The organism is Microcoleus sp. D2_18a_B4, from assembly GCF_036702475.1.
In the GTDB taxonomy this organism is placed as follows: domain Bacteria; phylum Cyanobacteriota; class Cyanobacteriia; order Cyanobacteriales; family Microcoleaceae; genus Microcoleus.
The window spans coordinates 25,543-43,857 of sequence record NZ_JAUBTL010000024.1 but is presented as its reverse complement, the minus strand read 5'-3'; the positions used below and the strand labels follow the sequence as shown (position 1 = coordinate 43,857).

Below are 18,315 nucleotides of genomic sequence, written 5' to 3'. Positions count from 1 at the left end.
CGGAGCCCTCGAAGAGGATCGCACTTTCCGCAATCCTGGCTCGCATAAGTAAAATTACTGTTGTGATTCTTCCTGAACTAGCAGAGAATTAAGACTAAGGTAATTTTCCCACAATCAGGAGCAGTCTGCCGCGATGACTCAAATGCCCCCTCAATGCAACAATCTGCAAGAGCAAGTTGACTCTTTACTGCAACTGCTGCGTCAGGAATCCTCTTTGCGACAACAAGATATCACGGCGGTACAAGCTTCTCTGAAAAAGGCAATTTCTCCTGAGTTTGAGATTGTGTTTGCCGGCGCTTTCAGTGCGGGAAAATCAATGCTAATTAATGCTTTGCTGGAGCGAGAATTGCTCTACAGTGCAGAAGGACACGCGACAGGTACGGAATGTTATATCGCCTTTGCTGAGCCGGAAAAAGAGCGCGTTGTTCTCACTTTTTTGAGCGAGTTTGAGATTAGCCAGCAAGCTTCTGTGCTTTGCCATCAGTTAGGTTTAACTACTGAACTTAATATTAATCAAACAGATGTAGTGTCGCTGTTGTCTCAGGGATGTAACATAATTATTGAAACGGAAGGCGGCGAAAATAAATCCGAACTCGCCAAAAAAGCTAAGGCTTTGATGCTGCTGTTAGAAGGTTTTGAGGCAAATCGCGATCGCATCCAAACTCTCGAAAACGCTACCTACTCGATGGAACAGTTTAACTTTTCCAATCTCAAGGAAGCTGCTAGTTATGCCCGTCGCGGTAGTAACAGTGCTGTACTCAAGCGAGTGGAATATTATTGTTATCATCCCTTACTACAAGATGGCAATATTATTATCGATACGCCGGGAATTGATGCGCCGGTGCAGCGGGATGCAGAATTGACTTATGATAAGATTGAAAGCCCCGATACTTCGGCGGTTGTGTGCGTTTTGAAAGCGGCTTCATCTGGGGAAATGACGACGGAAGAAACCGAGTTGATGGAAAAAACACGGGGAAATCCGGGAATTCGCGATCGACTGTTTTACATTTTTAACCGCATTGACGAAACTTGGTACAACACGCAACTGCGACAGCGCTTAGAAAATCTGATTAATTCCGACTTTCGCGATACTGCGAGAGTTTACAAAACTAGCGGATTGTTGGGATTTTACGGGAGTTTGATTCGAGGGACAACAGGGCGCGATCGCTTTGGTTTAAATACAATCTTTGCCACCAGTCAAGGGCGAGTTTCTGTAGATGATAAATTAGATTCAGAATTTATCGGTATTAGTGAAGAAACTCCGCAATTTGTTAGTGAATTTAATCGCTATTGTGCGAATTCCGGCAAACTGTCTCCTAGCAGATTTCGCATTTCAGTTAACAGCTACGAAACACCCAATGAAAACTACGTGCGGATTCTTGCAGAGCAAGGACAACCATTAATTGCTCAATTAATTCAAGATAGCGGCATCGAAGATTTTCGCACAGCCATCACCCGTTACCTCACAGAAGAAAAACGCCCGCAACTGTTCAAAAATCTCGCTGACGACTTGGAAGACTTGTGCATTCAACTGCGGAAACATTACCAAACAATTCAGCGGAATTTGGACAGCCAGCCCCGCGAAATTGAAGCGATGAAAGCACAGGAACTTTTGCGGCTCAATCAAGAATTGCAGCAAGTCGGACAGGATTTTCGGGAACATATCGCCGAAGAAGTCAATGAAATGATTATGAACAGATGCGATATTTTCGATATAGACTTTCGGCAACTGCAATCTCGGATGATCCGCCGCTTGGATGAATTGTTAGATGGATTTTCTGTTGAGGCGGCTTACGGACGCACTTTGCGGAATCATCCGCGCAATGCTACAGCACCTTTAATTGCTGTTTTAGTTGAAGCGCTTTATTATTTAGCGAATCAGTTGGAAGATATTTTAGTAGAGGCTACTAAGTCACTGGTTGATAATTATTTCCAGTATTTGAAAGATAGCGTTCGCAAGTCGGAATACTATCGATTACTCTATCGGTTGTTGGGGAACGACGGAGGAATTGAACAGCAGTTAGAGGAGTTATCAAAGCGGGTTTCTGATGCTTTGGTAAATGCGGCTGGCGTTGAGTGCGATCGCTACGTGCGAGAAAGTCCCCGTTTTTACGACGAAGGGACATTTTCGATTTATCAATTCCGGGAAACATTGCAGCAAACTTCTCAAGGTTTCGACTGCGAGAACATGGTGGACGCCCAACCAGCAATTCGGCAATTATTGCGGCTAGATTTCGAGCCAAAAGTATCTAGAACTATTCGGCAAACTTTCCGCCAAACTGTCAACCAAACCCTGAAAGAGCATTTGTTGCCGCTGGCCCAAAAGCAAGCTGATGATATTTTGCAGAAATACAGTCAAGCCCGCGATTATTTAGAGCAAACTTTGGCACAGGAGGCGGAGGAAAAGATTGCTGGCAATCTGCGGCGGCAAGCTGAGAATGAGCAAAAGATTCAAGAGTACGATCGGGCAGTTTCTGGGATTAATAGTTGTTTGCAGGCGATGAAGTTGCACGAGCATTTGTTGCCTGTAATTGCACAAAATGATAGCGTGTCGGTGGATGGTGAACAATTGGAATCGGAATGGGGGTAATTGAAATACCGGGCGAATGTAATTCGCCCGGTATTTTTGCTTGGTTTGTGTAGACGCGATTTTCCTCGCCCGGTATCTATTCAAACTAAATAATACTTGTACAATTTTCACCAAAAACCATTATAATTACAATAGCCAAAACCGGAAATAAAAATGAATGATAACTTTGATTCACTGAAACGTGACGATGTGGTGTCTGTATATTCGGATCACATTTTAGTCACCAACCGCACCTTTACAATAAGTGAGTTTATTGCAGCGATGATGACTCTAATAAAAGCTCAAGCGGGATGGACAGAATTAAAAGAAACTTGGTTTAGAGAAGGAATAGATTGTAAAATACTTAAGCCTGGTGCGAAGAGTTGGCAAAGAGGAAAAGTGAGAATTACTTTAGAGTTTCAGCCTGAAGAGCTTGAAGTTGGAGAAATTGCCGAAACTGGAAAATCAGCAGATACTAAAGTTGTTTCTCCTCTGGAAGATTTGCGTCAAAAAATGCCTAAAGAGAGTTAGCAAAACAAGATGACTAAAACCCCTAGAATTCCCATTCCCCCAGAAGTCAGAAAATATGTATTTACTCGCAATAAATACCAATGCCAAAGCTGCGGCCAAACCAAACTAGAAACCCAACTGACGATCGATCATATCATCCCCCTAGCGCGCGGCGGCAGCAACGACATCAGCAACTTGCAAACCCTCTGCAGCGCCTGCAACCAAAAGAAAACCGACAAACTAGACCCCCGCTTCAGGCGACACTTTGACCTGTGATATTTAACAGTATTAGGACTTACGCACCGGACTCCAGAAACCGGGTTTTTTTACGAAAATACTTCGTTGCAAATCACAGATTTAGTAAAAAACCCGGTTTCTTCGATCGAAATGCGTCCCGGACTAAATTATTCATCTCTCTCTTCTCTTCCTCTGCGTCCTCTGTGCCCTCTGCGGTTAAAAAATTCTACCATCGATAATACCTATAAGGATCGTCCCCCTTCTCAAAATCCGTTCTGTAATCCCAGTGATAAAACTCCCGACTCGAACCGTTAAACACAGATCCATCCGCCTTAAAACTTGCCCCTAAATTAGCCAAAATCTGAGCATTTGCCCGGGTTTGCCGCCAGCGAGTAAAACGCAAATAAGTCTTAGTATCAGCATTCAAACTGTCCGGTTCAATCTGAGAAAAAATCGCCACACCCTTGCCAACTTTGACCCGACTTAACAAACCGTCAGCACCGATTTCTCCCCCAGACTTAATCAACCAAGTATCATAAAAAGAGCGCGATCGCAAATCTGAAGCGCTAACCCCCTTCACCTCATCCCAACTCGGAACCGCCAGCGAACCCCCAAAATCCTGCGCTTGCTGCAAACCCACGCCCAAACCCGCAGCAGGCACTTGACGCGGCAAGAAAAACGCCTTCCCGCCCGCATTCAAATAACCGCGCAAATCGGCATCTTTCAGATTCGCTTCTCTCCCCACAATCACCAAACCAACATCATTAGAAAGCGAACTAGCGCGCTGATAAATTACCCCCAAACTGTCCAACTTTTGGGCATCTCCATCTCCCCCAATTAAAACCACTTTATCCGGCTTTCCAAGTACCGGAGAATTCATGCCGTAACTCACAATTTTTTGCAATAACAGCGCCGCCCCAGCATCTACAGAATAATGGTCTTCCAAATCCAACTCGTTTAAAATCAGCCGCCCTTTTCCGTAATCCAATTCCATCAGTGGCGAATAAGCTAAATCAAACTCAGATTCCAAAATTGGGCGCCAACCGCTGCGGTGTGGCTTCTCAATTGAAGCGCTACTGACACCGCCGCGATTTCCCCAACGCCAGCCGTACCAAGGTTTATTTGCCGGACTCAAATTAGGGCCAGTTTGGATTGTATCTGGATAAGCTTCAAGCAGCGTGCTTTCCCCCGCCCAATCCCGCAAATCTTCACTGTCTAAACCGCTAATTGCGGGATGGTTGCTGTCAACTGGAAAAGCGCGGCGGCTGACGTGGGCAGCAACTCGGAAACCCGTATTTTCCAGCCATTCCCTGCGTTGAGGAAACACAATTGCTTTGCCGCCGTTTTGCACAAAATTTTCTACACTTCCCGGCAAATTTTCCCCGCTAGAAAATGCTTCCCTACCGATAACTAATAGCGATGAAACTTGCGAACCATTCCACGGTACAAGCTGATAACCTAATTGTTTTAACATGGCCGATGTTTTGCCCGCTGGATCGAAGATTGTCAGCGTATCCTTGCTTTTGGCTTGCTTGGGAAAAACGCGGAAAGCAAATGTATCAGAATGCGATCGCTCGCCCACTCGCGCAGTCAAGCGAATTTCGCCGTCAGCCTTGCTAGAAATGGTATTTTGCAATTTTACGTCAATTGGAAAAAACAGCGTTGCTGCCGCCTCACTCAGGCCTTTTCTCTCGCCTTTTTTTACTTCTTTCCCCCCCACCAAAACCCGCCATTTAAACGAAAATTCTTGCGCCGTCCGCGTATCGTTAATTAACACTACTTGCTTTGCCAGTTTTCCGCCCACAAACAAATTGTGTTCTTTCGCAGTAAAAACCGGGCTAGCACCAGCAATCCAAGCCAAAGTCGAGCTATTATTATTCATAATTGCCTCGCCCCCAGGATGAACAGTGTAAGCTTCGGGCTGGAAATAATTCAAAAGATTATTCGAGACTTGCTTCAAATAAACTCCCCGGCTACCAGGTTGAAATGCCCCAATATCCACCTTTTTTCTGCCAGCTTCAGAAACTTCCCAACCATGTCCGTCATTCCAAGGAATCATCCCCCCAGAAATTCCAAAAGTCCGCCAACTCCGCCAAGTATTTGTACTGAATAAATGCTGCAACTTTTGAAAAGCTGGTGCAAAATCCAACTCATTTTTAAAATGCCAGTTTAGATACTCCTGACCCTTGACAAACTGCTCGCGAATTTTAGATTTATAAGCGGCCGTTTCCAACTCGTAAGCCTGCTTGCCAAAATAAATTGCCGCAAACTCAGTCATCCAAGGTTCGCTGAGAATCGCCTGACCAAAACCTTTGCGGGCCCGCATCATCGTTGCGTGCAGAGGAGTCCCAAACTCGACTGCCATGTAGGGCCTTTCCCCGGTTTTGCTCCACTCAGAAATCCACTCTTCCCGTTCTTGCAAGGGAATCATATTTAAATAAGAATTCAGCGCATAAACATCGCCGAAGTGTGCACCTTGGTGTACCATCACAGGTCTGGTTGGGTCAGCCGATTTAATCGCAGCTATAGCGTCATTTCCTAGGGGAGTGTTGACCCGCAAACGCTGGTTTTCCGAGGGACTGAGAGTTCCTTCTACTTTGCTTTTGCCGATGCGACGGGGATTTAAATCGTCAGCGTTGCCGAAAAAATTAGGACTTGTCGCCCACATTAATACTGATGGATGATTGCGGTACCGGCGCATTTCTGTCACCATTCGGTCTTTCCAGCGGTTTTTCCACAGGGGGTTTCTCCACTTGCCGTTCCAAGCGATAGGACTAATGTCTAAAGCGGGAGCCATAATGGGAAAACCTTTGAGGTCTGCTCTTTCGGAAAATAACTCTCGGAAGTGCCATTTTCCCCGTTCGTCGTGATTCCAAGGCCACATTTCTGTTATGTTAAAACCTGCTTTTACGTAGCTGTCAATTAGCCTGTCAGCAACTTCAACTGTCCCGCTTTGCCAAGACTCGGAGTGCAAGTTTGGTCGCAGCCGAAATTCAGTTCCGTTTAAGAAAAATTTGCGCCCTTCTATCCAAAATTCGCGAAAGCCAAAAGGTTGGTAGTATTGCGTGTCAATGCCGCTGCCTTTTACTTCTAAGTGCAGGGTGTAAAGGTTTGGTTGCCCGACATCCCAAAGACGGGGATTTGACCAATTCCACTGGAATTCTACGGTTTGAATTGGTTTAGCTTTAACGTTGGCAGTGCCTGTAAATTTTTGTTCTACTTTGCCTTTTTCGTCGAGCATTTGCGCGATTATTTCTACTTGACCGCTTTGGGCAACGTCTTTGAGTTCTACATCTAATTTAACTTGCTTTTTTCGGGTGGAAGTTTGGACGAATACGTCCCTAATTAACGGGCCTGGGGGAAGGCTCAGAAGCCTTACCTCGCCGATGATTCCCCGCGATTGCAACTTGGATTTTTCTGTGTAGATTTCTGTGGGACCCATGATGACGGCTTTTTCCTTTTCATCGGATACTGCTATCACTAAAATAGATAGGGTGTTTTGACCGGGTTTGGCTGCTTTGGTAATTTCAATAGTGCCGTAGGGCCAGGGGATTTGACCGCAGTTAATGCCGTTGACAAAGATGACTGCATCGGTGCTGACTCTGGCTAAGTCGAGAAAAATTCGGCGGTTTGTCCAGTCGCCGGGAATGTCTATATTTCTCTGATACCAAGCTTTTGATAGTTGTTTACTGTTGAAGTTTTCCCAATCTTTGCCGCTGCCGCGAGTGATGATTCCGGGTACGGATTGGTTGTTTTCTTTTTGCCAGTCTCCCGGCACCGAGATGGAACCCCAATTTGGGGAGACGGGGGGGTTTTGGGGGTTGCCAACTGCGGGGACAAATTGCCAAGTTCCGTTGAGATAGATTTGGGATCGTTTGTTGTCGATCGCCCCGACGGCCGCGGTGGTAAGATTGGGGAAGCCGATCGATATCGCTGAGCTGCTGGCGAAGTCGGGATTTTGAAGCGCGTAACCGACGAATCCAAAGAGGGTGGCGGCTGCGAAAAATAATCCGATAATTTTGGCCAGCTTGTGATTCACTCGCTTATTTCTCCCAGAAATTAGATAATCTAATTTGTCCCTGGCTCTATGATAGCAGTTGATTCAGCAGAAATCCCCCTCCCAATCTGCCTCTGGGAAGATGGCACAGAGCCGACAAATGTGGTTTTGTATAGAAAAAATAAATACTTAGTTTTAACTAAGTTTTAAAAAGGTTGTTTCATCGACATAAGCAATAGTGCGATCGCGCCATCGCTACAGGTCAACAAAAATGAGCCAGTTTGAGGTCTTGCCCTTACCCCTTAAATCTTACAGTATTGCTACATTTAGTGCCGGCACGGCTTTACTGCTGACAACTCTGTTACTGTTTTCCTTCCAGGCAACTCCTGCAATCTTACTGTTGGCCGCTGCCGTTATCGCTTGGTATGCTGGCTTAAAGTCTGCACAACAAGAACTAGAAATAGAACGTAATATTATTTCAAAAGTAATTGACACGACAGCTTGCTTGATTGTAGTTCTCGACAGCCAAGGACGGATTCTCCGGTTTAACCAAGCTTGCGAAAAAACTACAGGCTACTCGGCAGCAGAAGTTGTTAATAAATATGTTTGGGATTTGTTCTTAATTCCCGAAGAAATAGAGCCAGTTAAAACAATTTTCACCCAGCTAAAAGTCGAACATTTTAACAGCGAATATCAAAACTATTGGCGCACTAAAAACGGCTCTAAGCGCTTAATTTCTTGGTCGAATACTGTGACGACCAATAGCGATGGTTTGGTAGAATATGTGATAGGAACTGGTATAGATATTACTGACCGCCACAAAGCAGAAATAGCCCTGGCTTTATCCTACACCAAACTAGAAAGCCGCGTCAAACAGCGGACAGCAGAACTGACAGTAGCTAAAGAAGCGCTGCAAGCTCAAGAAGAACGATTTCGCTGTTTAAGTTCCTGTTCGCCGGTTGGCATTTTTATGGCAGATTTTGAGGGGCGCTACACCTATGCAAACCCACGCTGTCAGGCTATTTGCGGCTTGAGTTTGACAGAACTTTTAGGAGACGGTTGGGAGAAGTGCATTCACCCGGAAGACTGCGATCGCGTATTGAGCCGATGGCTAGATTATACTCGGCAAGGTGGGGAATATGCGATCGAGTATCGCCTGCAAACACCAGAAGGGATTGTGCGCTGGATTAACGTTTGTTCCTCGCCGATGTTCTCGGACTCCGGCGAACTCATCGGATATGTGGGCACGGTGAGAGATGTCACGGAAAGACAACAAGCGCAAGCAGCTTTGGCAAACAGCGAACAACAACTGAGAACGCTGCTAGAAAATACGCCAGATATCATTATCCGCACTGACAAAGAGCTGCGTTATATTTATGTCAATCAAGCAGTTGAAAGAAGCCAAGGAAAACCAATTTCATTCTTCCTCGGTAAAACCAGTCAAGAAATAGGAATACCGCCGGAACAGTGCCAGATGTGGGATGAAACCCTGCACAAAGTGTTAGAAACCGGTCAAGAAGAAATTATCGAATTTCAGGCTTTATCAATCAACGGCATCCGAAGTTATCAATCCCGCGTAGTTCCAGAATTTGACAAAAATGGCGTACCAGAATCAGCCTTAATTGTCGCCCGCGATATCACAGAAATAAAACTTGCCGAAACTCAAAGATTGCAGTTAACAATCGAGCAAACAGCAAGGGAAAAAGCGGAAATAGAACAGCAGCGCTCGGCATTTTTAGCAGAAGTCAGCAAAATGCTGGCTGATGCGTTTGACGGGGAAACGGTGCTGCAAAAGGTAGCAGAATTAGCAGTAAATTCGATCGCAGACGGGTGCTGCATTCATTTGACCGAAACGGGGTCAAAAGTGCGTTTAGTCGCTGTGGCTCACGCAGAACCCTCTATGGTTGAGACTATTAATAACTTCAGCATCCGAAGTTCGATCGCCGACAATGCTGTTAACGGCTATCCGCTGGTAATCCGCAGCGGAAAATCCGAATTAATTGCCGAAGTGGATGAGGAAATTTTAGCAGCACTCGCCGAAAATTCAGCAGAAAAGGAAAAATTGCGCTCGCTCAATATCGGATCTCACGCTTGCGTACCGCTGAGAGCTCGCGGGCGGGTAATGGGTTCCATCACTTGCTTTACCTCGAAGTTGGGCCGCCGCTACAGTGCAGAAGACATGGCAATGCTAGAAGATTTAGCATATCGCGTGGCGATCGCCCTAGACAACGCCAGACTTTACGCAGAAGCGCAGCAAGCACTATCTCAAACATCCGAATCCTTCGCCTTAATTGACTCGCTGTTAGAAGCATCTCCCCTAGCGATTTGCTTTATGGATCGCGAAATGCGCTTCATTCGTATCAATCAAGTATTAGCAGAACTCAACGGTTTGCCGATAGAACAGCATCTCGGCCAAGACTTCCGCCAATTGTTGCCCGAACATGCAGCCAAATTTGCGCCGATAATTCAGCAAGTTTTAGAAACCGGCGAGCCTGTTTTAAACTTAGAAATGAGTGGCGAACCTGATGGGAAACCGGGATATTTCGGTTACTGGCTAGCCAACTACTACCCAGTAAAAAATGAAAGAGGAGAAATAATCGGAGTCGGCCTAATTATCACAGATATTACCGCAGCCAAACAAACAGAATTAGCTTTGCGGGAAAGCGAAATGCGCTTCCGCAGCGTGGTAGAATCTAACATGATCGGCATCGGTTTCTGGGATGTCAACGGCGAAGTTACGGACGCTAACGACGCCTTGCTGGAAATGATTGGATATACGAGGGAAGACTTAGTTTCGGGAAATATCCGATGGCTGGATCTCACCGCGCCGGAATATCTAGAACTCGATCGCATCGCCCTGGCGCAAGTCGAAGCCGAAGGAAGTTGCGCGCCTTTTGAAAAAGAATACCTCCGCAAAGACGGCACGCGCTTGCCAGTTTTAGTCGGCGGCGGAAACTTCCAAGGATGCACAGACAAAGGAGCATTCTTCGTACTAGATATCACCGATCGCAAACAAGCCCAAAACCAACTTCGAGAAAACGAAATACGCCTTCGCCGCCAACTAGCAGAACTCGACTTAGTTTACAAAACCACACCAGTCGGGCTGTGCTTTGTCGATACCAATTTGCGCTACATCCGCCTGAACGAATGCCTCGCTGCGATCAACGGCCGATCGATCGCAGAGCACATCGGGCGCACCGCTAGAGAAGTAATTCCCGAAATGGCCGATATGGTAGAGCGGATTTACCGCCAAGTGCTGGCGACGCAAACCCCCGTGCTCGACTTGGAAGTTAAGGCTGAAACCAAGCAACAGCCGGGAGTTTTGCGGGATTGGCAAATCAGCTTTTACCCAGTGATCGATGAATCAGGAACACTGCTGGGAGTCAGCACCGTGGTAGCCGAAATCACCGATCGCAACCAAGCAAAACGAGTAATACAGCAAAGCGAAAGCATATTCCGGCGGCTGTTCGAGTCAAATATTTTCGGAGTCGCGATCGGTGATTTTAGCGGCCGCATCGCCTACGCCAACCAATCCCTGCTCAACATGGTCGGCTACACCCGCTCAGACTGGCTCTCCGGTCAAATGCGGTGGGACAGAATGACCCCCCCCGAATACCTGCACCTCGACGCCTTAGCAGCCCAAGAACTGCGGGCTAAGGGAGTCGCAACTCCTTTCAAGAAAGAGTACATCCGTAAAGATGGCAGCCGCGTGCCGATTCTGATGGGCGGAACCACTCTGGGCCAGGACGATCGCGAACCAGAGACGATCGTCGCATTCTACATCGACTTGACCGAGATATCGCGGGTGGAAGCAGAACTCAAACACAATCAAGAACGGCTGCAAATCGCTCAGCAAGCAGGCAAAATCGGAACTTTTGAATGGAACGTCCAAACCAATGAGATCGCGGGGACGCCGGAATTAGAGGCTTTGTACGGGCTGCCTGCAGGCGGTATCGACAGCTATGAAACTTGGGTGGAAATGGTGCATCCAGACGATCGCGCTGTTACCGAACTGCAGGTGCAAGCTGCGAGGGCTTCCGGGGAGGAATTAAACATTGAGTTCCGCATTTGCCGCCCGGACAAAAGTGTGGGCTGGATTGCTTGCAGGGCTAAGATGTTTCCCGACGATCGGGGTTTGCCTTTGCGGATGATCGGGGTGAACGTCGATATCAGTGATCGCAAAGAAGCAGAAGCAGCGCGATCGCACCTCCATCAAACTTTAGAAGCCTTGATTCAGGCTTGTCCCCTAGCAATTACCGTTTTGGACTGCGACGACGGCACTGTGAAAATGTGGAACCCAGCCGCCGAGAGGATTTTTGGCTGGCCTGAATCAGAAGCGGTAGGTCAATTTGTGCCCTGCATTCCCGCAGACAAGCGGGAGGAATTCACGGCTAATTTGAAAAAAATTCGCGAAGGAAAGGCGATCGCCGGCATGGAAACCCAGCGCCAAAGGAAAGACGGCAGCTCGATCGACATCAGTTTGTGGGCAACTCCAGTCCGCGACAGCAACGGCAATATCAACTGTATGTCGATCATCGCCGACATCAGCGATCGCAAGCAAATCGAGGCCCAACGCGCTCAGTTGCTCGATCGCGAACAAGTCGCGCGGGCGGAAGCAGAAGCCATCAGCCGCCGGAAAGACGAGTTTCTAGACTCTCTTTCCCACGAATTGCGAACGCCTTTAAATGTGATTCTGGGGTGGGCACAGATCCTGCGCGCCCACCCCTACAACCAAGATAAATTAGTTTCGGGTGTGGAAGCCATTGAGCGTCAGTCGAAGGTGCAGATCCAGCTAGTGGAAGATTTGCTTGACGTTTCCCGGATTATTCAAGGCAAGCTGGCCCTGAAACCCGGCTGGTTCTATATGGTAAGGACGATCGAGGCGGCTCATAATTCAGTTCGTTTGGCAGCCGAGGCCAAGTCTGTCACCGTTTCGTTAGAACTTGACCCCTCAGTCAGCTTGATGTGGGGCGATGCTCAGAGGTTGCAGCAGGTAGTGTGGAATTTGCTGACTAACGCCGTCAAGTTTACGCCTTCGGGGGGAAATGTGCAAGTGCGCTTGTCTGCGGTAGCTGTTAGCGATTCCTCATCACCCAATTACGTGCAAATTACTGTCAGCGATACCGGAAAGGGCATTTCTGCTGAGTTTTTGCCCTTTGTGTTCGATCGCTTCCGACAAGCAGACGCCTCGAAAACTAAGGCTGAGAGCGGTTTGGGACTGGGATTGGCGATCGTCGAGCACTTGGTGCAACTCCACGGGGGCACTGTGACTGCGGAAAGTCCCGGTAAAGACCAGGGTGCGACATTTACGGTGACACTGCCTTTCAAACAGCCTCGGAGTAAGAAGGGGCAGTTGAGATGAGTCGCCACCGGATATTTTAGTCCGTGATATCGCTATGCCCGTTGAGGACGGCTACTCGCTGATCCGCAAAGTGCGATCGTCCGCATCCGACAAAATCAAGCGCTTGCCGGCCGTGGCGCTGACAGTTTATGCTAGCGAAGAAGATCGCGATCGGGCGATCGCCGCTGGTTACAACTCACATCTTGCACCATTCTCGCTTAACAGGCAAGATGCCTGTTCCACAATAAAATTCACTCTTTGTGGAACAGGCATCTTGCCTGTTCCTAAACAAGTAATTGAGAATGGTGCAAGATGTGAGTTACAACGAACACTTAACAAAGCCGATCGAACCCGTTCTCTTCGCCACCGTTTTAGCCAAGTTAACAAATTTGCATTAGGGCGATCGGGTTCGATGAACGCACAAATAATATCATTTCCGGAGAGATTCGGATTTGTATGATGTTAAATTTTGTAGGGGCGGGTTCACCAATAATAATTGCCCATAATCTACAATCTCATAAACCCGCCCAACCCAACCAACAATCATCATGTACATTTTGGCGATGCGATGCAAATTTCAGGTTGACGTGGGTTATCGGTGGTGTGGGGGCGGGTTTATATAGATGGTTGGTAATTGTTAGATATTATTGGTGGAACCCGCCCCTACAAAATACGGTTTCGTTGGGGCGGGTTAACCAACAATAATCGCCCAAAACAAAAAATCTCAAAAACCCGCCCAACCCAACCAACTTTTTTGATAAAGGCTATAGTGCGGCTCGATGAACGCACAAATAACGTCTACATTTTGGCTGGTGAAACTATCGAAATAGAGATTTATTCTAACGGGCAATGGAGATACTCTGATGAACCGACCTAATTTTCAAACTATGAGCAGAAAGGAATTGCGAGCTTACGTACTTGCTCACCGAGAAGATAATGAGGCTTTCTATGCTTTTGTCGATCGGCTGCATGAATCTGTAGCCGTAACAGAGGCAGCAGTTGTTAAATGGTTGCACTTCCAGCACCCGAATCAAACTATTAATAAACTTCCCGAAAGCTACTCTAGCTGGGCTTTGACAGATTCAGAGGGAAATCAAACAGAAGTTAAAATTCAAAATATGGGCAGTTCTCTGCCAACCAATAAGCCATTTATAGAGCTTTTAATTAACGACATGATTGCCGAGAGACACAAAGAAATTAGAAAAGTTATCACAGTTTTTGTAAGTAAAAATGAATCAAATGCCAAACAGCTAGAAACAGAACTGACAGAAGCAAATTTTGACAGCAGGGCCCAATCTTCGCTGGTAGTTGGCTATATTGAACCCGGAGGAACATTTCAGAGCCTGTAGGGTACGCCAATTGCCGGGGGTAAAGGCAGACTATAGCAGTTAAAATACGATTATCAGCGCAATTGGTTCACACCCATGCCCCTTTATCCCCTCAACCGCCCAGCAGTCAAACTTTTCAGCAAGCTTCCCCTGCGAATGGTTCTGATTGTTCCCTTTGTTTTGCAAACAGTCAGCGCCGTCGGGCTAGTGAGCTTTCTTTCTTTCAAAAGTGGTCAGGAAGCAGTCGAGGATGTAGCGCATCAGTTAATTGAACAAGTAGGAGAACGTACCCGCGATCGCCTCACGGATAATAATGGGCCCTCGGCCATCAATACCTTTCTGGCTAGGCTGCAATTCTCGGCTTCAGGACAAACTTTTATTATGGATCGATCGGGCAATCTGATTGCCACATCCACACTAGAAACACCCTTGGTGACGCCAACAACAAAGCAACCGACGCCATTGCTAGCCACCAACAGCAAGGATGCCCGCACGCGAGATATTGCTCGACAACTCGCCAACAGATTTGGCAACTTCCGCACGCTGCAAACAACCCAGCGATTTACCTTGGCGAGCAAGGGCGATAGGCAGTTTGTCCGTGTCACTCCCTATCGAGATTTCCGTGGCTTGGATTGGTTGATTGTGGTGGTGGTGCCAGAGTCGGATTTCATGGCTCCGATTCAAGCAAATACGCGCAATACATTGTGGTTATTGACGGGTACACTGCCGCTGGCGATCGCGATCGGATTTTTGACTTCCCGTTGGGTAACAAAGCCAATTATGCGTTTGAATACGGCAGCCAAAAATGTTGCCAAAGGAAAATGGGAGCAACCTTTAGAAAATAAACGCTTGGATGAAGTCGGAGAACTCGCCAATTCCTTCAATTTTATGGCCGCGCAACTGCAACAGGCTTTTGCAGACCAAAAATCTTTAAATGAAGCTTTAGCGCAAAGAGAGAGCCAACTCAAGCAATTTATCGAAGCCATACCTGCAGGAGTATCTATCCACGATGCGTCGGGTAAAGTCGTGTACTTCAACGAAACTGCCAAGTATTGGCTCGGCGTAGAAACTATCCCCGATTCGACTTTAGAAGAAGCAGTAGAAGTTTATCAAATCTATCGCCAAAACCAGCCGTATCCAACTGAAGAACTTCCCGCATTCCGAGCACTGCGCGGCGCAACGGTATTCCTTGAAGATTTAGAACTTAATCGAGATGGGAAATTTATTCCTTTTGAGGTGCGCGCCACACCAATTTTCGACGAAGGCGGAAACATTATTTATGCCATCACTGCTTTTTCTAACATTCTACAGCGCAAACAAGCTGAAAAAATCTTAACTGACTACAATCGCACTTTAGAAGCCGAAGTGGTCGAACGTACCTGCGCCTTAGCTCGTGCCAACGAACTATTACAATCTGAAATTGCCGAGCGCAAATTGCTAGAACAAAAACTTTCCACTTCTACTGAGCAAGTTGTGAAAATATTTGAGTCGATTACAGATATTGTATTGATTTTTGATGTTCAAGAAGAAACTATCCAAATTATACCCACCAAGGGAATTTTTCAATACAACTATCAGACGAATCAGATCGACTCCCTCATGGAACAATTTTTTCAGGAGGAAAGCCAGGAGATTTATTTTGCTCGAGTTCGACAGGCATTGGCAACCCAACAAACTATTAGTTTTGATTACAGTCTGCCGATTAATAACCAAGAAGTTTGGTTTGCTGCTAAAATTTCGCCACTGTCGGATAGCTCTGCTGTTTGGGTAGCGCGCGACATTAGCGATCGCCAGTTGGCGGAATCCCGATTGCTGGAAGCCCAAAAAATTGCCCGTATTGGCAGTTGGGAATACGATATCGCCACAGCAACAACCACTTGGAGTGAAGAAGTCTATCGCATTTATGAGCTCGATCCGACTCAAAAACCGCTGCCAAACGAACAATTAATCGAGCGTTTTCATCCAGAAGATCGATCGCGCTATCTGACAATGGTGCGCGATCGAGCTATGTCGGGGCAAAGCTTTGAAATTGATCTGCGGCTAATCCGAAGAGATGGCTCGATCGGTTACATTGAAGTTCGAGGGAAACCGGTTTATGATGAAAAAGGGCAGTTGCTCCGTTTGTTGGGCACTGTTTTGGATATTAGCGATCGCAAACAAGCCGAGTCAGCTTTGCGAGAAAGCGCCCAGGGAGAACAAGCCATCGCCCGATCGATCGATCGCATCCGTCAATCCTTAGATATTGACACAATATTCAAAACCACAACCTCTGAACTGCGACAAACCCTAAAATGCGATCGTGTGGGTATCTATCGCTTTAATCCTGATTGGAGTGGGGAATTTGTTGCCGAGTCAATGGCTGCGGGCTGGATATCTCTGATGCAACAACCCGACGATTTTAATGTGCCAAACACTCTCGTCGAAGACTCTCGCTGTACCGTGAAAACTATGCAAGCCTCCGGTCAACCAGTGCTGGATACCTATCTACAAAGAAATCAAGGTGGTATGTATGCTAGAGGCGTTCCTTACCGCATAATTGAAGACATATACACCGCTGGGTTGAGTCCTTGTTACCTAGAACTGTTAGAGCAATTTCAAGCTAGAGCCTACGTTATTTTCCCCATATTTTGCGGCAATCAACTTTGGGGTTTGCTCGCCAGCTATCAAAATTCTGCACCCCGCACTTGGCGCGAAGCAGAAATCAATATTGGGCTGCAAATTAGCACTCAACTAGGAGTTGCCTTACAACAAGCTCAATTGCTCGAAGCCACTCAACAGCAAGCAGTACAGCTTCAACAAGCCGCCTGGGCCGCAGAAGCCGCCAACCTTGCCAAAAGCACTTTCCTGGCAAATATGAGCCACGAACTCCGCACCCCGCTAAACGCAATTCTGGGATTCTCCCAATTGATGCAGCGCTCTACCAACCTCACTCGCGAACAACAGGAAAATATCCGTATCATCAACCGCAGCGGAGAACACTTGCTAGCTCTGATCAATCAAATATTAGATTTAGCCAAAATAGAGGCGGGACGCATTACAATCAACCCAACAAAATTTCAATTAAGCAACCTGTTGAACGATCTAGCAGAGATGTTTCAGCTCCAGGCAAAGGAGCGACAATTGCAGTTAATATTTGACTGCTCTAGCGAAACTCCCGAATACGTGCAAACCGATCAAATGAAGTTGCGCCAAGTTTTAATTAATCTGCTTTCTAACGCCATTAAATTTACTAAACAAGGAGTAATTAGGTTAAGAGTAAGTGCATTTTTAGACAGTGAAAATCAGGATTTACCAATCAGTAATTACCAATTACATTTTGAAATAGAAGACACGGGTGCCGGCATAGCTGCTGATGAGTTAGATAAGCTTTTTCAAGCCTTTGTGCAAACCAAAACAGGAACAAAATCTCAGCAAGGAACAGGCTTGGGGCTGGCTATCAGCCAACAGTTTGTCAACCTGATGGGCGGCGTGATTACTGTACGCAGTGAAGTAGGACGCGGCACCACCTTCGCGTTTGATATCCCCGTCAGCGCCGTTGATGCCCCGGCGACTCAACCCGTACAGCCACCGCGTCGGGTGATAGCACTGCAACGCAACCAGCCGCGCTATCGTATTTTGATTGTGGACGATCGATCCGACAACCGCCAACTGCTGATCAAACTCCTGGCTGCCTTTAACTTTGAACTCCAAGAAGCCACCAACGGCATAGAAGCTATTGAAAAGTGGTCGAGTTTTGAGCCACACTTAATTTTTATGAATATGTGGATGCCCGTGATGGATGGACATGAAGCGACGAAACGCATTAAAGCCACCCTTAAAGGTCAAGCTACGGCAATTATTGCCGTGAGTGCCGATAACGCTGAGGAAGGGCAAACCGTTACTGTCTCAGATGATTGCGATGACTTGATCCACAAACCCTTTCGAGATACAGAAATTTTTGCCACCCTCCACAAACATCTGGGAGTGCGTTACATTTACGGTGAACCGGAGAGTGTTCCCGAGTCAACTCAAATCGAGGCTCCGACTCCAGAGACTCTTGCAGCTTTACCCGCAGATTGGCTGGCAGCTTTAGAGAAAGCCACAATTGAGTGCGATTTAGAGTTAATGCTGGTGCAAATTGAGCAAATTCGCGATCGCAATGACGCTTTAGCTAGCGCCCTAGCCACATTGGCTAACGAGTTTCAGTTCAATCAAATACTAGCTTTCATCCATCCCGAAACGAAAGAGAAATGATATTATACCCGGTTCGTAGTGAGTACGATCGTCCTCATAAAACCCGCTAAGCTAATCCGCATTTAAATTGCATAGTAAAATAAGTTTTTCCTCTTGTGGG

Annotated in this window: 9 protein-coding genes; 8 read left to right on the top strand and 1 reads right to left on the bottom strand. The window is 46.9% G+C overall.

Annotated features, from left to right (window positions below; all coding sequences use genetic code 11):
- Positions 1–133: 133 nt before the first annotated feature.
- From QUB04_RS15745 to QUB04_RS15735, 3 genes are all read left to right on the top strand, one after another.
- Positions 134–2,590 carry a dynamin-like GTPase family protein gene (locus QUB04_RS15745; protein ID WP_333285649.1) on the top strand — a complete coding sequence of 819 codons (2,457 nt, stop codon included), beginning with the start codon at positions 134–136 and terminating at the stop codon, positions 2,588–2,590.
- Between the two features lie 153 nt (positions 2,591–2,743).
- Positions 2,744–3,100, top strand: a complete 357-nt coding sequence (locus QUB04_RS15740; RefSeq protein WP_333138301.1) for a KGK domain-containing protein — start codon at positions 2,744–2,746, stop codon at positions 3,098–3,100.
- A gap of 9 nt (positions 3,101–3,109) precedes the next feature.
- Positions 3,110–3,355, top strand: a complete 246-nt coding sequence (locus QUB04_RS15735; protein ID WP_333138299.1) for an HNH endonuclease — start codon at positions 3,110–3,112, stop codon at positions 3,353–3,355.
- A gap of 187 nt (positions 3,356–3,542) precedes the next feature.
- On the opposite strand, the gene QUB04_RS15730 is transcribed toward QUB04_RS15735, so the two are convergent.
- Positions 3,543–7,355, bottom strand: coding sequence for a glycoside hydrolase family 2 TIM barrel-domain containing protein (locus QUB04_RS15730; protein ID WP_333285647.1), 3,813 nt, complete (start codon positions 7,353–7,355; stop codon positions 3,543–3,545).
- A gap of 229 nt (positions 7,356–7,584) precedes the next feature.
- Between QUB04_RS15730 and QUB04_RS15725 the strand changes: the two genes are divergently transcribed.
- The 5 genes from QUB04_RS15725 to QUB04_RS15710 all read left to right on the top strand — a co-directional run bounded on the left by QUB04_RS15725 (position 7,585) and on the right by QUB04_RS15710 (position 18,215).
- On the top strand, positions 7,585–12,675 hold the full coding sequence (locus QUB04_RS15725; protein ID WP_333285645.1) for a PAS domain S-box protein: 5,091 nt from the start codon (positions 7,585–7,587) through the stop codon (positions 12,673–12,675).
- Between the two features lie 34 nt (positions 12,676–12,709).
- On the top strand, positions 12,710–13,114 hold the full coding sequence (locus tag QUB04_RS15720) for a hypothetical protein (protein ID WP_333285643.1): 405 nt from the start codon (positions 12,710–12,712) through the stop codon (positions 13,112–13,114).
- Between the two features lie 309 nt (positions 13,115–13,423).
- The gene (locus QUB04_RS32540) at positions 13,424–13,531 is read left to right on the top strand and encodes a DUF6888 family protein (protein WP_445301062.1); all 108 of its coding nucleotides are present in this window, start codon (positions 13,424–13,426) and stop codon (positions 13,529–13,531) included.
- On the top strand, positions 13,518–14,003 hold the full coding sequence (locus QUB04_RS15715) for a DUF6887 family protein (RefSeq protein ID WP_333138291.1): 486 nt from the start codon (positions 13,518–13,520) through the stop codon (positions 14,001–14,003). Before QUB04_RS32540 ends, QUB04_RS15715 begins: the two co-directional genes overlap by 14 nt.
- 75 nt (positions 14,004–14,078) lie before the next feature.
- Positions 14,079–18,215 carry an ATP-binding protein gene (locus tag QUB04_RS15710; protein ID WP_333285641.1) on the top strand — a complete coding sequence of 1,379 codons (4,137 nt, stop codon included), beginning with the start codon at positions 14,079–14,081 and terminating at the stop codon, positions 18,213–18,215.
- Positions 18,216–18,315 lie beyond the last annotated feature (100 nt).

Excerpts from the sequence above, each read along its gene's own strand:
- QUB04_RS15715 (WP_333138291.1), top strand. The coding sequence starts at position 13,518 with ATGAACCGACCTAATTTTCAAACTATGAGCAGAAAGGAATTGCGAGCT.
- QUB04_RS15710 (WP_333285641.1), top strand. The coding sequence starts at position 14,079 with ATGCCCCTTTATCCCCTCAACCGCCCAGCAGTCAAACTTTTCAGCAAG.
- QUB04_RS15740 (WP_333138301.1), top strand. The coding sequence starts at position 2,744 with ATGAATGATAACTTTGATTCACTGAAACGTGACGATGTGGTGTCTGTA.
- QUB04_RS15745 (WP_333285649.1), top strand. The coding sequence starts at position 134 with ATGACTCAAATGCCCCCTCAATGCAACAATCTGCAAGAGCAAGTTGAC.
- QUB04_RS15735 (WP_333138299.1), top strand. The coding sequence starts at position 3,110 with ATGACTAAAACCCCTAGAATTCCCATTCCCCCAGAAGTCAGAAAATAT.
- QUB04_RS15725 (WP_333285645.1), top strand. The coding sequence starts at position 7,585 with ATGAGCCAGTTTGAGGTCTTGCCCTTACCCCTTAAATCTTACAGTATT.
- QUB04_RS15720 (WP_333285643.1), top strand. The coding sequence starts at position 12,710 with ATGCCCGTTGAGGACGGCTACTCGCTGATCCGCAAAGTGCGATCGTCC.